This is a genomic window from Bacteroidales bacterium, from assembly GCA_029210725.1.
Lineage (GTDB): Bacteria > Bacteroidota > Bacteroidia > Bacteroidales.
In genome coordinates this window covers 32,692-50,056 of record JARGFM010000011.1, presented here as the reverse complement: position 1 = coordinate 50,056, position 17,365 = coordinate 32,692, and the positions used below count along the sequence as shown (strand labels likewise).

Below are 17,365 nucleotides of genomic sequence, written 5' to 3'. Positions count from 1 at the left end.
TTCCACGAAGGTTTTAAATTGCATGTATACCCTGAAAAGAAATTTACTGAATACTAACCCGCCATTACATGAGAAGAATCTCAAGTCTTTCTTTCTCTCTTAGCTTCCTGATCCTTTTTCTCTTTCCGCCTGCCTCTGCTTCCGGGATACAGGAGGAGCATGGAACCCGCTCGTCTGCAGAAGGACTGATGCGTGGAGAGCGCCTCTTTTACGGATTGATCGACGGGAAGTTTGAGACGAAAGCCTGTGCCGATTGTCACAATACCGTGGAGATCGACACCTTTAACTGGAACCCCAGTGCATTCGAAATCGCCATCCAGTACCGGGATAAGAGTCTGGATGAGTTCCGGAAGGCTGTTCTGAATCCCGTTGGAGTGACGATGGGGGAGATGCACCGCACCTTTCACCTGAATGAAAGCGATGTGGAGATGATCAAACTGTATCTGGATGATTTCTCCGGATATGGCCTTTCTAAAACAAAGCCGGTAATCAATAAGATATTTCTTTTTATACTACTGGGAGTGGTCCTGACCTGGGTGATCCTGGATATTTTCTTTTTCAAGAAGGTAAAGCGTCGTTATATCCTGGGGATCATTTTCTTTGTTGCCCTGGGCTGGCAGGCTAAATTGCTTTATGAGGCCGGAACTTCACTGGGCCGGCAGGAGCTTTATGAACCGGATCAACCCCTGAAGTTTTCCCATGTGGTCCATGCTTCCGATAACCGGATTGATTGCAGGTACTGTCATAGCATCGTCGACCAGTCCAGGCATGCAGGCATTCCCGGAGTAGATGTTTGCTGGAACTGCCACTCCATTGTCCGGGAGGGATCCTATTCGGGAAAACACCAGATCAGTAAAGTGGTGGATGCTTACGAACAGGGAACATCCTTGGCCTGGATCAGGGTGCATAATCTTCCGGAACATGTTTACTTCAGTCATGCCCAACATGTTAACATAGGCGAGATCGAATGTGCTGCCTGCCACGGGGCCGTAGAGGAGATGGACCGGGTACGGCAGGTAGGAGACCTGAGTATGGGGTGGTGCATCAACTGTCACCGGGATACCGGGGTACAGTTTTTTGATAATCAGTTCTATAAACAATACAAGGAGCTTCACAGGCAAATGGAGTCCGGTGAGATCGACCGGGTTACCGCCGAGCTGACCGGCGGCACCGAGTGCTCCAAATGTCACTATTAAACCGAGCGATACCCATGGAAAAGCATTGGAGAAGCATTGAAGAATACAGAGATGGCAGGAATCCCGAGGAGGTAGACAGCGACGAGGATAAGCATAAAAATGCCGTGCTGGATTTGCTGGACAGCAAAGCTGTTGAAGCCAGCGGTTCGCGCCGTGATTTCCTGAAACTGGTGGGCTTCAGCTTTGGGACGGCTGCCCTGGTCAGCAGTTGTGAGAAGCCGGTTCAGAAAGCCATCCCCTACCTGATTAAACCGGAAGAGATAGTTCCAGGGAAAGCCAATTACTATGCTTCCACTTTTTTCGACGGCAGCGAATACTGCAGTGTGGTGGTTAAGGTGCGTGACGGACGGCCTATTAAAATTGAAGGGAACCACCAGTCGCCTGTCTCCCTCGGAGGAACCAGTGCCAGGGTGCAGGCCTCCGTTCTGAACCTGTACGATGATGCCCGTTATAAGGAACCGGAATCAGGGGGAAACAGGATTTCCTGGGAGGAAGCGGACTCCATGGTGAGCGGCAGGTTAAAAGATGCCGGGAACACCGTCCTTGTAACGCCGACCATGATTAGTCCCACTACCAGGGAGGTTCTGCGGATCTTTCTGGAGGCCTTTCCCGGAGCCAGATGGATCCAGTACGATGAAATTTCTGCTTCCGGGATCAGGGAAGCGCATCTGGATCTTTTTGGCGCCTCTGTGATCCCGGGGCTGCATTTCGAAAGGGCGGACTATATTCTCAGTTTTGATGCCGACTTCCTGGGTACCTGGATCGCTCCGGTGGAATTTGCCCGTGCTTATGCCTCCAAAAGGGAGTTGAGTACGGCTCATCCCCATATGTCCCGTCATATCCAGGTCGAATCCGCACTTTCCATGACGGGATCCTGTGCCGATGAACGTTTACCGGTGACTCCTGCTGAATCGGAGCTGATGCTTGCAGCCATCTACAACCGGCTGGCCGAAGCCACGGGTCAGCCCGGAGTATCGGCACCTCCCTGTATCTTGGATGTGGGATCACTGGTGGCGGAGCTGCTGGAGAACCGGGGGAGATCCCTGGTGGTTTGCGGTTCGAATAATCCCGTGGTGCAGAAGATGGTCGCAGGGATCAACCAGATGCTGGATAATTATGGCTCCACCCTGGACCTGGAGCGCACCATTCAGCTTAAACAGGGGAACGACCGGGAGTTTAACGATTTTGTCGACTCCCTCCAGAGGGGGGAGGTGGATAATCTTCTGCTGGTCCAGGTAAATCCCCTCTACAGCCTTGGCGGTTTTGAAGCCATGAAACAGGCGGGTTTTACCGCCTATCTGGGTACGGCACTCAACGAAACAGCCAGTGCCTGCCAGCTTATTTGTCCCGATCATCATTACCTGGAAGCCTGGGGAGATGCAGAACCGGTCTCCGGGTCCTTCAGCCTTCAGCAACCCTGTATTCACCCGATTTTTAATACCCGGGCCTACCAGGACTCACTGATGAAATGGGCCGGGGAAGAGCTTAGCTATGAGGATCTGCTGAAAAACTGGTGGCAAAGTACCATCGCTCCTCCCGGGGTCCGGGGCGACGAGAACTGGTGGGTGCAAACACTACAGAAGGGGTGTTTTGAGGCCGGGAAACCCTTGCCGGCTTCTGTGGTCTATAGCCCCCCGGTACTGGAGCTGCATCCCGAAGAGTCGGACCTGGTGCTTACCCTTTATTCCACGGTGGCTCTGAACGACGGACGGTATGCAAACAATCCCTGGCTGCAGGAGCTTCCCGACCCGGTCACCAAGGCCTGCTGGGACAACTACCTGACTGTCTCCCCGGCCGATGCCGGGGCCATGGGGCTGGCCGATGAAACCCTGGTAAGCATCGACGAGATGGAGGTCCCTGTGCTGATCCAGCCCGGACAGGCCAGGGGAACCGTTTCCCTGGCACTTGGATATGGCCGTGAAAGGGCCGGAAAAGTGGGTGATGGCCTGGGCGTTAACGCTTTCCGGTGGGTGACCAGCCGGGACGGCCATCGCGACTATATCAACCGGCGGATCAGGATGGAGCCCACCGGCCGTTCTTATCCCCTGGCGCGGACCCAGACCCACCATACCATGGAGGGGAGGCCCATTGTGAGGGAGACCACTCTGACAGAGTTCCGCTCCGATCCTTCCGCAGGGAACCACTTTCACCTCGAGGCCGAGGCCCATCACCAGACCCTCTATCCGGAAGCCAGCTTTGATGGTTTTCACTGGGGACTGGTGATCGATCTGAACAAGTGCACCGGGTGCAACAACTGCGTGGTATCCTGCATTGCCGAAAACAATGTGGCCGTGGTGGGAAAAGAGGAAGTGAAGAACCGGAGGATCATGCACTGGATGCGTATCGACCGCTATTTCAGTGAACATCCCGATAATCCCAGGGTATTTCACCAGCCGGTGATGTGCCAGCATTGCGATCATGCACCCTGTGAGAATGTCTGCCCTGTATCGGCCACCATGCATAGTAACGAAGGGCTCAACCAGGTGGCCTATGTGAGGTGTATCGGGACCAAGTACTGCATAAACAACTGTCCTTACCGGGTACGTCGTTTCAACTGGTTCAAATATATGAACAATGAGAAGTTCGATTTCAATCAGAACAGCGAGCTCTCCAGACTGGTCCTGAATCCCGACGTCACGGTGCGTGAGCGGGGCGTGGTGGAGAAGTGTTCGTTTTGTGTACAGCGGATCCAGGAGAAGAAACTGGAGGCCAAGCTGGAGGACCGGGTACTGCAGGATGGAGAAATACAGCCCGCCTGTGTGCAATCGTGTCCGTCCGGGGCGCTGGTTTTCGGGAATATGAATGATCCGGAATCGAAGGTGAGCAAACTGAAAAGAGAGGAACGCAACTATCATTTGCTGGAGCAGCTTCATACCCTGCCCTCAGTGGCTTACCTGACCAGGGTACGGAATTTGGAAGCAGAACCGGGAACTGAGAAATCTCCCGGGACGGAGGATGCTTCGGCTCATGAACAACATGGATAATAACTAATACAGGATATATGTATAATACGGAAGTCAGGGGCCCTCTGGTGCTGGGAAATAAATCCCTGAACCATATCACGGCAGATATTACCTCTCCGCTTTATGCCAGGCCCAAATTCTGGTGGATCGTGGGACTGGGCATCAGTTCCATCCTGATGCTGCTGGGGTTCTGGTCCATCTATGTGACCATCTCTACCGGGATCGGTACCTGGGGCGTGAACAATACAGTTGGCTGGGGCTGGGCCATTATTAACTTTGTCTGGTGGATCGGGATCGGGCATGCCGGTACAGCCTTCTCCATCTTCCTCCTGATTCTCAGGCAGGAGTGGCGATCGTCCATCAACCGGGCCGCCGAAGCCATGACGGTGGTGGCCGTGGGATGTGCCGCTATCTTTCCGGCTCTGCATATGGGCCGGATCTGGAACGCCTTCTTTATTTTCCCCTATCCCAATACACGGGGACCGCTCTGGGTCAATTACAACTCTCCGCTATTCTGGGACTTCATTGCTATTTCGGCCTACCTGCTTATCTCTGCCTCCTTCTGGTACCTGGGAATGATTCCCGATTTCGCCACCATCCGCGATCATACAAAATCGAAAGTTAAAAAAGCGGTATACGGCTTTTTTGCCATGGGCTGGCGGGGATCCGTGGGAGAGTGGAAACGCTACGAAGGACTGAGCTATATCCTGGGAGGTATTGCAGCCGTACTGGTGGTATCGGTGCACTCCATTGTATCGACGGATTTCGCGGTCTCGGTGGAACCGGGATGGCATACCACCATCTTTCCCCCCTATTTTGTGGTGGGGGCAATCTTCTCCGGCTTTGCCATGGTGATGACCCTGATGATTATCCTGAGAAAGATTTACAAGCTGGAAGATTATGTGACAGATTCCCATCTCGACAAGGTGGCCAAAATACTGATCTTTGTTTCGTTGATTATGGGATCGGCCTACCTGACGGAGATCTTCGTGGCCTGGTATTCCGGGAACGAATACGAGATCTTCACCTTCTTTCATAACCGGATCACCGGCGAGTTCACCAGGCAGTTCTGGGCCATGTTTATCTTCAATGCCCTGGTTCCCCAGCTCATGTGGTTCAAAAAGATCCGGAGCAATCTGGTGGTGGTGTTTATCATCTCCATCCTGATCAACGTGGGGATGTGGTTTGAGCGTTTCAACATTGTGGTCACCTCTCTGTCAAAGGATTACCTGCCATCGGCCTGGGCCTCTTATTCGCCGACCTTTGTGGAGATTGCCATGTACCTGGGAACCCTGGGGATCTTTATTTTCGGGGTATTGCTCTTCTTTAAGTACATCCCCATGATTGCCATCAGCGAAGTGAAAGCGGTAAATAAGTATCAGTTGAAAAAGGATAAAAGCAGCTAATATGGACTCCGATTATTTATTGGGCGTTTTTAAGGACGAAGAGACCCTGCTCAGGGCCTTCAGGAAGATGAAGGAGCAGGAGATCGAGATCGAGGATATCTTTACCCCATACCCGGTCCACGAGATCCTGGAGAAGCAGGGCCGGAAGTCCAGAATGACCATCGTGGGTTGGTTCTATGGTTTTTTTGCCACCCTGGGGGTACTGGCCTTCCTGATCTATACGGCGGTGATTGACTGGCCCATGAATTATGGAGGGAAACCCAGCAATGCATTTCCATCCTTTCTGGTGATAACCATCATACTGGTCATTTTCAGCATCACCATTCTGAGTCTTTTTACCTTCTCCTGGCGGGCCAATCTCTGGCCATCTCATGAGAAACCCATCTACCATCGGGAGGCTACCGACGATAAGTTTGTGATCCTGGTCAGCAGAAAGAAGGCCGATGCTGCCCGGGCTGTGACGCTGATGAAAGAGACCGGGGCCATTGAAGTTATAGAAAAGTAACAAGCTATGAAATACAGAAACATCCTGGCAGGCTCCATCCTCTTTCTGGCACTGCTCTCCTGCGACCGGACCCGTTCCAGTACCGGGTGGGACTATATGCCCGACATGTACTATTCGTTTGCTTACGAGTCCTATACACCCAATCCCAATTTCAGCGATCACATGACCATGAGGATCCCGGTGGAAGGAACCATCCCCAGGGGAGCGCTTCCCTTCCCCTGGGAGAAGACCGATGAGGGCCGCATCGCTGCCGGTGAGGCCCTGGCGAACCCCCTGGAGGCCTCTTCTGAGAACCTTGCCCGGGGCCTCGCAGCCTATGAGATCTTCTGCATCTCCTGTCACGGAGCAGAGGGTGACGGGCAGGGTTACCTGTTTACCAGCATGCGCTATCCTTATCCCCCGGCCAGCCTGATCAACGACCAGGTAAAAGCCCTGAGGGACGGGGAGATCTACCATTCTATCACGGTTGGTTACGGAATTATGGGAGCACACGGAGGGATGATTACTCCGGAAGACCGGTGGAAAATCATCCTGCATATTCGTTCTTCCCTTCAGAAGTAGATGGCCTAAATATTATAACATGGAAGAGAAAATCAAACTATCGCGTTTCTATATCATCTCTACCCTGATCATGGTAGTGGTGGGAGTCGCAGCTCTTATCACTGCTTTTGCCGGGGATCCCCAGAGGGGATGGGCAAATCTCCTGCTGAACAACGTCTATTTTGTTTCGCTGGCGGTAGGGGCCCTCCTGTTTGTATCGATTCAGCGGGTGACCCATTCCGGCTGGTCGGCCGGATTTATCCGAGTGCCTGAGGCCATGGCCGGATACCTGCCGGTGGGAGCCATTTTATTCCTGGTGATGATATTCGGGGCCCATTCCCTGTACCACTGGAGCCATACCCTGGAGGTGGCGCAGGACCCGCTTCTTGCTCATAAGGCCCCCTATCTGAACCTGCCCTTCTGGGCAGCCCGTTTGGTCCTTTATTTTGCACTCTGGATTTTGATGTTTGTGATCATCCGCCGTCTTTCTCTAAAGGAGGATGCGCTGGGAGGAATGGAGATCTTCAAAAAACTGGAGCACCGGTCCAGGGTTTTTATCTTCATCGTGATTATCACCTTTTCCTTTGCCATGATCGACTGGATCATGTCCATTGATGCCCACTGGTACAGCACCATATTTGCCATCAAGAATTTTGTGGCTGCCTTTCATCACGCGGCCATTATAATCACATTCGTAGTCCTGATCATGAATCAGCGGGGGCATTTCCCCTTCCTGAACAAAAGCCATTTGGGCGACTTCTCCCGCTACATATTTATGCTTTGCATCATCTGGGGTTACTTCTGGTTCGCCGAATTTATGCTGATCTGGTATGCCAATATTCCGGAAGAGACCGTCTATTTTCTGTCCAGGGTCAGGGGCGAGGGCTGGAGGTTCTTTTTCTTTGCCAATATCGCCATAAACTGGTTCCTTCCCTTTGTGCTGCTGATGCCCAAAGCCACGGCCAGGAACCGGACGGTATTGAAAATGGTGATTCCCTTCCTGATCATAGGACAGTTTATCGATCTCTATATCCAGATATTCCCGGGGACCCTGGGAACACAGGTGCTCGGATTCCAGGAGATTGGATCCTTTGTGGGATTTGCGGGACTGTTTATGCTGGTTACCGGGTGGGTGTTGAGCAGGGCCGGACTTTACCCGGTGAATCATCCCTACCTGGAGGAGTGTAAAAAACACCACACCTGAGATCCGCCAGGTTTTTCTTAAATTCGCCCTTTCTAATTGGATCTTCTGAATGAAGTTTTACCGGTATTTCCATTTTCTGAGTCTGGATATTGTGCTGGGGGCCCTGGCCTCCTCCTGTTTTGCTGCCCGGCTGTTCGCTGTGGATCCCGGATGGGTGTGGTGGATCACCCTGGCGCTGACAGTCTGGCTGCTCTATACGGGCGATCATCTGCTGGATGCCTGGAAGCACCGGAAAAAAATCCAGCGGGAACACCATTATTTCATGATAAAAAACCGGAAGACCCTGGTATGGAGCATGGGACTGGTAGCCACTGTAAACATCCTGCTGATCTTTAATCTGCTGGACCAGGAGCTGATGAAATATGCCCTGTTACTGGCCGGACTGGTATTGCTTTTTTACGCCATGCGTCATGTGTTCAGGAAGAACAGGATTCTGAATATCCCCGGGGAATTCTTTGTAATGCTGCTTTATATGGCAGGAACCTGGCTGGGTCCCTTTGTGGCTTATGAGGGAAGTTTTGAAACGGGTCATGGCATGATTGCCCTGATCTTTCCGGGAGTCCTTCTGATGAACCTGGGGATTATCTCTCTCTATGATATTCAGCTCGACAGCCGGATGGGTATTGCCTCGCTGGCCAGGCTGCTGGGGAAGCAGCGGAGCCGGAATCTGCTTCTGGGGACGGCCCTGACGATCTACCTGCTTTCCCTGCTGCAGTTCCTGGTTTTTGAAATGGACCATTTTTCCAAATATGCACTGATCCTGTCCGGGATGGCCACCATTCTTCTGCTGGTCCTCTATTATCCTTCTCGTTTCAGGAAAAACGATTACTTCCGGCTGACTGCCGATGCGGTGCTCTTTATGGGATTTCTTTCCCTGCTTATTAAATAGCACTTACCCTCTGCAGGCCTGCTTGCCGGATATGATTCCGGTCGCTCCTGCCGGAGCAGTTTTAAAGGAGGCTAAAGCTCTCCCTTCACCTCATAGCCCGTCTCGGTGATCCTGGCCTGGATATCATCCACCGAGGTCTGGTTCTTGTCATATTTGACCCTGGTCCAGCCCTCTTCGTGGGAGGATTCCACCTCCGCAATGCCTTCCAGGTTCTCCACGCCTGCCTTAATGGCGTTCTCACAGCCATCGCAGGTCATCCCCTCCACATCCAGGGTGACCTCCACCCATTCGGCGGCAGGAGCCTCCTGTTCCGCAGCGGCCTGCTCTTTCTTCTCGGTGGCTGAGTTGCAGGCTGACATCAGTAAAAGTGCTAGAAGTAAAACAAATACTTTTTTCATTTTTGTAGGGTTTTCAGGTTTATATGGTATCAGATCATTCTGTCGGCAATTAAAACCAGAATCAGCAAGAGGTAAAACAAATTTACAGTAATAAATGCTTTTTTCCAATGTTCCACCAGATTTCTCCGGTAAGAGAGCCGGAACATGCGGACGATAAACCAGATGGCTGCCACGATCATAAGCAGCGACATGCCCCGGTGCCGGATAACAGGAGTGGCGGGCAGCATCATTACACAGGCGCCGGTGGTGGCGATCCATACAAAACTGAGATTGCGGATCTGCCGCTCATCCAACAGACTGGTGATGACCGGGATCCCCGCTTTTTGAAACTCCTTGCCCACCTTGAGCATCAGAAGCCAGTAGTGCGGCATTTGTCCCACGAAAAGCAGGAAAGCCACCGCCAGGATCTCCATATCCAGCGGATCTCTGCCGGCTGCCGTCCACCCGATCAGGGGCGGCATGGCCCCGATCAGGGCACCGGGAAGTACTGCAAAAGCGGTAATTTTTTTTAAAGGAGTATAGACCAGGTTATACCAGAGCAGGGTAAATACTCCGAAGACAGCAGCCAGCGGGTAGCCGGTAAGCAGAAGCAGGATGGTACCGCTTGTTGCACAAATTACCGAAAAAAGGATGGCTCCCCGAAGGGTGATCTGTCGCGCGGGAAGGGGGCGTTTTGCCGTTCGCTCCATACGGGCATCTGTATGACGTTCCTGGATCTGGTTGAGCGCCGATGAGCCCGATGAAAGCAGAAAGATGCCAAGCACGGTATAGAGGGCATCCGGATCAAAGGCGGGCCTGGCCAGAAAGTAGCCCAGGAAGCCTGTGAGGGATACGGGGACGGAGATGCTAAACTTCCCCAGCTTCAGAAATCTATTCATTCAGTTCTTTCAGGTATTCGATGATCAGCTCCACCTCCTGTTCGGTGACCATTCCTTCGTAGGAGAGCATCAGTCCCCGGTTGAACCCTTCCACAATATCGGCATTGGGATCAAAAACGGATCGTTTGATATACTCCTCATCCACGCTGACTTCACGCACTTCTCTTCCGGTGGTCACCGTGCGTGTACCCCCCCAGCCACCCAGGTAGGAGGGGCCCACCAGTTTGCTGCCGTCGCTGGAATGACAGGCATTGCAGCCGTTTCGCCTGAGCACCTCCCAGCCCTGGTCGGCCAGGGATGTTTCTGTATCCACCACAGTCACCACGGCCGAAGTATCGGCAATCCAGGCATCAAATTCTTCCTTGGGCAAGACCTTCACCATGGTAAACATGTAGGAGTGCTCCAGTCCGCAATACTCTGTACAGAACAGGTCGAATTCCCCCACAGTGCCGGGGATGAACCACATCTCCTTTTCCTGTCCGGGCACCATATCCTCCTTGACCCTGAAGGCAGGAATGTAGAGGCTGTGCAGCACATCGAGCGCCACCAGGTCGAGTATCACCGGTTCATTGATGGGTACATAGAGACTGTCGGTGAACTTTCCATTGGGATATTCGAACCTGAAGTTCCACATGCGGGCAATGGCCTTCACGCGCATGGCATCCTCCGGAGGGTTTTTCATGGGTCTCCAACCCATCCATCCGAAATAGAACATCACCAGGACCAGCAACAGGGGGATTACAGTCCACAGAATTTCGAGCTTATTGCTGCCCTCATTCTGTATGGCCTTTGGATGCTTATCCTTGCGGTACTTGCGGATAAAAACCAGCATGATTACCGTAAGTGCGATGAGAAAGAATATGGAAACCCCCAGAATGATCGCGAAGACCTGGTCGACACCGGCGACAAAATTGGAAGCTTGTTGTGGATCTGCAGTATACATTAGGCAAGGATTTATCTGAATGCGTAATCAAAGAAAGTGAGCACAAAGACCGCGAGTACTAACAGAACGACAAAGATGGCCATGACTTTATATACCATTTGATCGAACTTCAGATGCATAAATACGGCCAGGACCACGGCCGATTTTGTAGCGGCCAGCAGCAGGGCCACTATAGTGGCCCACCGGGTCAGCTCTATCTGGGTGACTGCCACCGAAACGGCGGTCAGAACCAGCAGGAGGAGCAGGATCAATCCGTAGGTGCGATAGGGTACAATATGATGTGGCGTATCCGTCATGGTGATGATGTTTTAAGTGATCAGGTAGAAGAGCGGGAAAAGAAAGATCCAGATCAAATCCACCAGGTGCCAGTAAAGGCCCCCGTTTTCCAGCAATTGAAAGTTGTCAAAGGTGATCCTGTCCTTTTGCACCCTGACCAGGACCACCGCCAGCAGGACCATGCCGATGATGATGTGCAGGGCATGCAGTCCGGTCATAAAGAAATAGAGTCCGAAAAAGAGGGTGTCCCCCCTGCCCAGCTCTTCCAGTAAGGGGGATCCGGGCCAGATTCCATGCCCGATCTTGCCGCTCCATTCAAAGTATTTGTTTACCAGGAAGGCCAGGGCCAGGAGCAGGGTGATCCAGATCAGGATCAGGGTGGTCCGCTTGTCCTTTTTCTGGATGGAAGTGGTGGCCATGGCCATGGTCATGCTGCTGATCAGCAGGATCACGGTATTGATGGTGCCCACGGCCACATCCAGCTCTTCGGCAGCCAGGTGAAAGGCCTGTCGGTTCATGTTCCGGTATACCGCATAGGTAAGGAAGAGTCCCCCGAAAAACAAGAGCTCGGTAAATATGAAAAGCCATATGCCAAGCTTCGATGCCTCATCGTCTCTGTGCACGACCTGATGTGATAGGGTTTCTGACATAGGGTTCGGCTTTAATCGTATTTATAGGTGGCTTTCTCGATCACCGGTATTTCATCAAAGTTTTCCAGGGGTGGGGGTGTGGGAACCTGCCATTCCAGGTTGGTGCCTCCCCAGGGATTCATTTCCGTGGTCTTTTCCCCGTGCCTTGCCGATTTGATCAGGTTGATCAGGATGATCACAAAACCGGCGATCATGACCAGGGCTCCGAAGGAGGAGATGATGTTGGGCCCGTGAAACTCTTCCAGATAGTCGAAGTAGCGACGTGGCATGCCCTTGATTCCCAGGTAGAACATGGGTCCGTACAGACTTACAAAGCCAATGAAAAAGGTGATCCAGCCGGTTTTGGCCCAGCTTTTATCATACACGCGGCCAAAAATCTTGGAGAACCAGTAGTGCATGGCCCCGAAGAAAGCAAATCCCACCCCTCCAAAGACAATGAAATGGAAGTGAGCCACCACAAAGGCGGTATCGTGTACATGCACATTGGTAGCCAGCGAACCCAGCACCAGTCCCGTAAGTCCCCCGATCATAAAAATAAATATAAAGGAAGCAGCCCAGAGGAAGGGAACCTCTACACTGATAGATCCCTGGTGCATGGTGGAGATCCAGTTAAATACCTTGATGGCGCTGGGGATGGCCACGATGAAAGTGAGCAGGGAGAAGGCCCAGAGCGCGGTGCCGCTCATGCCGGAGGTAAACATGTGGTGTCCCCAGACAAAATAGCCCACAAAAGCAATGGCCAGGGTGGAGAAAACAATAGCCCTGTACCCGAAGATGGTTTTTTTCGAAAAGGTGGGGATGATCTCCGAAATGACCCCCATGGCCGGCAGGATCATAATATATACTGCCGGATGGGAATAGATCCAGAACAGGTGCTGGTACAGCAGGGGATCACCTCCCTTGGCAGGATCAAAGAAACCGATCCCCAAAATCCGTTCCCCGGCCACCATCAGCAGGGTGATGCCCACTATGGGGGTAGCCAGCAATTGTATCCAGCCTGTGCCATACAAGGTCCAGATAAACAATGGCATTTTAAACCAGCTCATGCCGGGGGCCCGCATCCGGTGAATGGTCACAATGAAGTTCAGTCCGGTCAGGATGGAAGAGAAACCCAACACAAAGGCCCCCAGTGCAGCGGGCAGCATGTTGGTTCCCGTCTTAAAACTGTAGGGAGCGTAAAAGGTCCAGCCGGTATCGGGAGCCCCGTTTCCAAACAGGGAGATAATCACCAGGATCCCCCCCAGCACATAGATGTACCAGGAAAACAGGTTGAGCCTGGGAAAGGCCACGTCTTTGGCCCCGATCTGGATAGGCAGAAAGAAGTTCCCAAAAACCGCCGGGAGTCCGGGAATCACGATCAGGAAAATCATGATCACGCCATGGACGGTAAAGGTGGCATTGTATGACTGTGGTCCCATCAGGGTTTTGCCCGGGGCGATCAGCTCCAGTTTCATGAGCAGTCCCAGCACCACCCCAACGATGAACCAGCCCATCATGGCATAGAGGTAGAGCAGGCCGATCCGTTTGTGGTCTGTGGACAGGATCCATTTGAAGATGCCCTTTCTTCCCCCGTCTTCCTCCAGGTAGGATTTATAGGCTGTATAATCTGTTGTATTCGAACTCATGGGTTATTGTGTTTTTCTTTTTCTGAAAAATATCAGCCCAAGGAACAGGACCACCGCGAAAAAAAGGATCAGGGTAGCCGATACCTTGGTGATGTTCAGCATATATTTTTGTCCTTCCGGGTCATAGGAATAGCAATATTGCAGGACCCTGTTGATGGTGGGACCCGACTTCCCTTCGGCAGCTTCCAGCAAAGACATCTTCAACTCGAAGGGCAGGAAATAGATGCCATTCATGTAACGGGTGATCTTGCCTTTGGGATCCAGGATGATCAGCGTGGCCGAATGAATGAAATCGTTGCCCGTGGGTTTATAGCGGAATCCGGCCGCTTCGGTCAGGCGGGCAATGCTCGCACTGTCGCTGGTAAAAAAGAGCCAGCCCTTTTCGGCCTGGTCCTTTTTCTCCATCAGGTTGAGGTAATTGTTCTTTTTCCGGACCGCCAGGAAAGTGGCTTCCCTGGCATCAAAACTGATGGTCAGGGCCTGATAATCCTCCCCCAGTATCAGATCGTTGCCGTCCATGGCATCTGCCAGTCCGTCCATAAGAGGGGAACAGATTCCGGGACAGCGATAATATACAAAGTTCAGAATAGTAGGTTTATCCAGAAGATCTCCAATAATCACTGTATCGCCATTTTCATTGATCAGCTTGGCATCCAGCGGGATATACTGGTCCAGTTTTTCGATCACTCCGATTTCTATATCCGCATCGCTTTGTGCGAGCAATGGGAAAATAATAATACTCAGGAGCAAGGTGCTCAGGGTGCGTTTCATCCTTTCGATTTAAGTTTTCAGGGCAATATCTTCTTTTTCATCAGCATAGAGGGTGGCATAACAAATATGCGTCGTTTTTAATGGAATTCCCACCAATCCACAGATAAATTTTTAGTTATTTGTAATAAGTAAAAATAGTACATTTGCTGATACTTCATATTTCATTTTATTAATTTGCAGTAGATTCCGGATACGATGCTTAGAAGAATTTTTCTATTCTATTACGAGGGGTTCAGAAAGATGACCTGGGGTCGGAATCTCTGGGCTATTATCCTGATCAAACTGTTTATTATGTTTGTTGTACTCAGGCTCTTCTTTTTCCCTGACCTGCTGAAGCGTGATTTCAACAGTGACGAGGAGCGGGCCGACCACGTACTGGAACAACTAACTAATCCATAACCCTATGCTTGAATCAATAGATATGTCACTGGTCGACTGGTCTCGGGGGCAATTTGCGCTCACAGCCATGTTTCACTGGATTTTTGTACCGCTGACCCTGGGACTCTCCTTTATGGTTGCTTTTATGCACACCATTTACGTGCGAACAGGCGATGAGGAGTGGAAGCGGATCACGAAATTCTGGATGAAACTCTTCGGGATTAATTTTGCCATCGGTGTTGCCACCGGAATTATCCTGGAATTTGAATTTGGAACCAACTGGTCCAACTACTCCTGGTTTGTGGGGGATATTTTCGGGGCACCACTGGCCATTGAAGGCATCCTTGCCTTCTTTATGGAATCGACCTTTATTGCCGTCATGTTTTTCGGATGGAACAAAGTCAGTAAGCGTTTCCATCTGGCGGCCTCCTGGCTGACCGCTTTCGGGGCCAATCTTTCGGCGGTATGGATCCTGGTGGCCAATGCCTGGATGCAGCACCCGGTGGGAACTCTGTTTAATCCCGACACGGCCCGTAACGAAATGACCAGTTTCTGGGATGTGATTTTCTCAGAGGTGGCGGTTAACAAGTTTCTCCACACCATTACCTCCAGCTTTCTGCTGGCCTCTGTGTTTGTGATCGGGATTTCTGCCTGGTTCCTGCTGCGTAAGCATGAAGTACTTTTCGCTAAAAGAAGTACCATCGTGGCTTCGGTATTTGGCGTGATTGCAGCCATTGCCACCATTGCCACAGGCGACACCTCGGCCAGAATCGTGGCCCGGGAACAGCCCATGAAATTTGCGGCCATGGAGGCCCTCTATGAAGGGCAGACCCATGCACCTCTGGTGGCTATCGGAGCGATGCGGACCGATACCACCATGCTTCCCAACCCCAGGCAGGAGTTTATTTTCAAAATTGAAATACCCAACGCGCTTTCCTATATGGTTTTTCTGACTCCAAGCGGATTTATTCCGGGTATATCTGATCTGGTTTACGGGAATGAAGAGCAGGGCCTGATGGCTTATGAGGAGAGAATCGAGCGGGGTGCCATAGCCATTCAGACCCTGAAAGAGCTGAAAAAGGCGAAGGACCGGGGCGATGAAGCGGCCTATTCTGCCCTGCGAACCAAATTCAGTGATCCGGAATGGCTCGAAGAGTATTTTGCACATTTTGGATTCGGGTATTATCAGGGGCGTGAGTTAAAAGAGTTAATCCCTAATGTGAAGCTTAGTTTTTACACCTTTCACATCATGGTGATCCTGGGGGTCCATTTCCTGATCCTTTCCGTCCTGGTGCTCTGGCTCAGTATGAAAAACCGCTGGGGAAATCACAAATGGTTGCTCTGGGTGGCACTGATCACCATACCCATGCCCTGGATTGCCAGCCAGGCAGGGTGGGTGCTGGCCGAACTGGGGCGTCAGCCCTGGGTGGTCTACGAAATGATGCCCACCATCTCGGCAGTGACACGCTTAAAACCCGGGGCAGTCCAGCTCACTTTCTGGATCTTCCTGCTCACCTTTACGGTGCTCTTTATTGCAGAGATAAAAATTATGATTTCACAAATTAAAAAAGGACCTGGAGGAAAATAATCATGTTTGGAGACCTGTCACATTTAGCTTTACAACAGTACTGGTTTGTCATCGTTTCTCTGCTGGGTTCTATCCTGGTGTTCCTGTTTTTTGTACAGGGCGGACAAACCTTTATTTTCCGTATTGGTAAATCGGATGCGGAGCGGACTATGATTGTCAATTCCCTGGGCCGGAAATGGGAATTTACCTTTACCACCCTGGTCACTTTTGGAGGGGCATTTTTTGCCTCCTTCCCGCTTTTTTATGCCACCAGCTTCGGAGGCGCCTACGGGGTATGGATGCTTATTCTTTTTGCCTTTATCATTCAGGCAGTTTCCTATGAGTTTCGCTCAAAGGCCAGTAATTTTCTGGGGAAGAAGACCTATGAATGGTTCCTCTTTATCAATGGGCTGCTGGGGACCTTCCTGGTGGGAGTGGCTGTGGCCACTTTCTTTTCGGGATCACAGTTTTCGCTGAATGAAATGAACAGCGTGACATGGGCCACCGGGGCACACGGTCTGGAAGCAGCGCTGAATCCCTTCAATCTGCTGCTTGGTCTCACGGTCTTTTTCCTGGCCAGGGTGCTTGGGTTGCTCTATTTCATGAAGACCATCGACAATGAGAACATCCTTGCCAGAAGCAAAAAAGCTCTGTTCCGGAATGCCATTCCCTTTGTGGTGTTTTTCCTGGCATTTGCCGTCTGGCTGATGCTTCGTGATGGTTTTGCAGTGCATCCCGAAAGCGGTGAGGTTTATATGGATCCCAATAAGTATTTCCATAATCTCCTGGCCATGCCGGTGGTCCTGGTGATGTTCCTGGCAGGTGTCCTGGCCGTACTGGGCGGGATCGCCAGCGGTGTGTTGCGGGACTGCGGGAATGGCATCTGGATGGCAGGTCCCGGTACGGTACTGGTGGTCTTTTCGCTCTTTATGCTGGCCGGCTTTAACCATACCGCCTTCTACCCTTCGTCCTATGATCTGCAGAGCTCGCTGACCATAGAGAATGCCTCCTCGAGCCACTATACCCTGGTGGCCATGAGCTGGGTTTCCCTCTTTATTCCCTTTGTGCTGGCCTATATTGTTGTAGCCTGGCGGGCATTAAACAGGAAAAAGATCGATGAGAAGGAGATGAAGGAAGAGCATCATGTCTATTAATCAGAAAATAAAAACCTTAAGC

17 protein-coding genes are annotated in these 17,365 nt (G+C 51.6%); 10 read left to right on the top strand and 7 right to left on the bottom strand.

Annotation, left to right across the window (positions count from 1 at the left end):
* Positions 1-68 precede the first annotated feature (68 nt).
* From P1P86_07805 to P1P86_07775, 7 genes are read left to right on the top strand one after another with little or no spacing between them, the layout of a single operon-like run.
* Positions 69-1,196 carry a cytochrome c3 family protein gene (locus P1P86_07805; protein MDF1575078.1) on the top strand — a complete coding sequence of 376 codons (1,128 nt, stop codon included), beginning with the start codon at positions 69-71 and terminating at the stop codon, positions 1,194-1,196.
* Between the two features lie 14 nt (positions 1,197-1,210).
* Positions 1,211-4,180, top strand: a complete 2,970-nt coding sequence (locus P1P86_07800; GenBank protein MDF1575077.1) for a 4Fe-4S dicluster domain-containing protein — start codon at positions 1,211-1,213, stop codon at positions 4,178-4,180.
* A gap of 17 nt (positions 4,181-4,197) precedes the next feature.
* The gene (nrfD, locus tag P1P86_07795) at positions 4,198-5,565 is read left to right on the top strand and encodes a polysulfide reductase NrfD (protein MDF1575076.1); all 1,368 of its coding nucleotides are present in this window, start codon (positions 4,198-4,200) and stop codon (positions 5,563-5,565) included.
* Between the two features lies 1 nt (position 5,566).
* Positions 5,567-6,070 carry a DUF3341 domain-containing protein gene (locus tag P1P86_07790; GenBank protein ID MDF1575075.1) on the top strand — a complete coding sequence of 168 codons (504 nt, stop codon included), beginning with the start codon at positions 5,567-5,569 and terminating at the stop codon, positions 6,068-6,070.
* A gap of 6 nt (positions 6,071-6,076) precedes the next feature.
* Entirely contained in the window at positions 6,077-6,631 is a 555-nt protein-coding gene (locus P1P86_07785; protein MDF1575074.1) for a cytochrome c, read from the top strand.
* A 19-nt stretch (positions 6,632-6,650) separates the two neighbouring features.
* Entirely contained in the window at positions 6,651-7,814 is a 1,164-nt protein-coding gene (locus P1P86_07780) for a hypothetical protein (protein ID MDF1575073.1), read from the top strand.
* 49 nt (positions 7,815-7,863) lie between these two features.
* The gene (locus P1P86_07775; protein ID MDF1575072.1) at positions 7,864-8,703 is read left to right on the top strand and encodes a hypothetical protein; all 840 of its coding nucleotides are present in this window, start codon (positions 7,864-7,866) and stop codon (positions 8,701-8,703) included.
* A gap of 71 nt (positions 8,704-8,774) precedes the next feature.
* Here P1P86_07775 and P1P86_07770 read toward each other — a convergent pair whose 3' ends face one another.
* Genes P1P86_07770 through P1P86_07740 form a run of 7 tightly spaced genes read right to left on the bottom strand, consistent with a single transcriptional unit; the run spans position 8,775 to position 14,244 of the window.
* Complete coding sequence (locus tag P1P86_07770) at positions 8,775-9,101, bottom strand: cation transporter (GenBank protein MDF1575071.1); 327 nt, start codon at positions 9,099-9,101, stop codon at positions 8,775-8,777.
* Between the two features lie 29 nt (positions 9,102-9,130).
* Positions 9,131-9,979 (bottom strand): protoheme IX farnesyltransferase, encoded by an 849-nt coding sequence (locus P1P86_07765; GenBank protein ID MDF1575070.1) that lies wholly within the window; start codon positions 9,977-9,979, stop codon positions 9,131-9,133.
* Entirely contained in the window at positions 9,972-10,922 is a 951-nt protein-coding gene (gene coxB / locus P1P86_07760) for a cytochrome c oxidase subunit II (GenBank protein ID MDF1575069.1), read from the bottom strand. The genes P1P86_07765 and coxB overlap by 8 nt, the downstream gene beginning before the upstream one ends.
* A gap of 11 nt (positions 10,923-10,933) precedes the next feature.
* Complete coding sequence (locus P1P86_07755; protein ID MDF1575068.1) at positions 10,934-11,218, bottom strand: cytochrome C oxidase subunit IV family protein; 285 nt, start codon at positions 11,216-11,218, stop codon at positions 10,934-10,936.
* Positions 11,219-11,230: 12 nt separating this feature from the next.
* Positions 11,231-11,848: a cytochrome c oxidase subunit 3 gene (locus P1P86_07750; GenBank protein ID MDF1575067.1), complete on the bottom strand. Its 618-nt coding sequence runs from the start codon at positions 11,846-11,848 to the stop codon at positions 11,231-11,233.
* A gap of 11 nt (positions 11,849-11,859) precedes the next feature.
* Complete coding sequence (locus P1P86_07745) at positions 11,860-13,473, bottom strand: cbb3-type cytochrome c oxidase subunit I (protein ID MDF1575066.1); 1,614 nt, start codon at positions 13,471-13,473, stop codon at positions 11,860-11,862.
* Between the two features lie 3 nt (positions 13,474-13,476).
* Positions 13,477-14,244: an SCO family protein gene (locus P1P86_07740; GenBank protein MDF1575065.1), complete on the bottom strand. Its 768-nt coding sequence runs from the start codon at positions 14,242-14,244 to the stop codon at positions 13,477-13,479.
* Between the two features lie 195 nt (positions 14,245-14,439).
* On the opposite strand from P1P86_07740, the gene P1P86_07735 reads away from it, so the two are divergent.
* Genes P1P86_07735 through cydB form a run of 3 tightly spaced genes read left to right on the top strand, consistent with a single transcriptional unit; the run spans position 14,440 to position 17,343 of the window.
* Positions 14,440-14,643 (top strand): DUF4492 domain-containing protein, encoded by a 204-nt coding sequence (locus tag P1P86_07735; protein MDF1575064.1) that lies wholly within the window; start codon positions 14,440-14,442, stop codon positions 14,641-14,643.
* Between the two features lie 4 nt (positions 14,644-14,647).
* Positions 14,648-16,210 carry a cytochrome ubiquinol oxidase subunit I gene (locus tag P1P86_07730; GenBank protein MDF1575063.1) on the top strand — a complete coding sequence of 521 codons (1,563 nt, stop codon included), beginning with the start codon at positions 14,648-14,650 and terminating at the stop codon, positions 16,208-16,210.
* A 2-nt stretch (positions 16,211-16,212) separates the two neighbouring features.
* Positions 16,213-17,343, top strand: coding sequence for a cytochrome d ubiquinol oxidase subunit II (cydB, locus tag P1P86_07725; protein ID MDF1575062.1), 1,131 nt, complete (start codon positions 16,213-16,215; stop codon positions 17,341-17,343).
* Positions 17,344-17,365 lie beyond the last annotated feature (22 nt).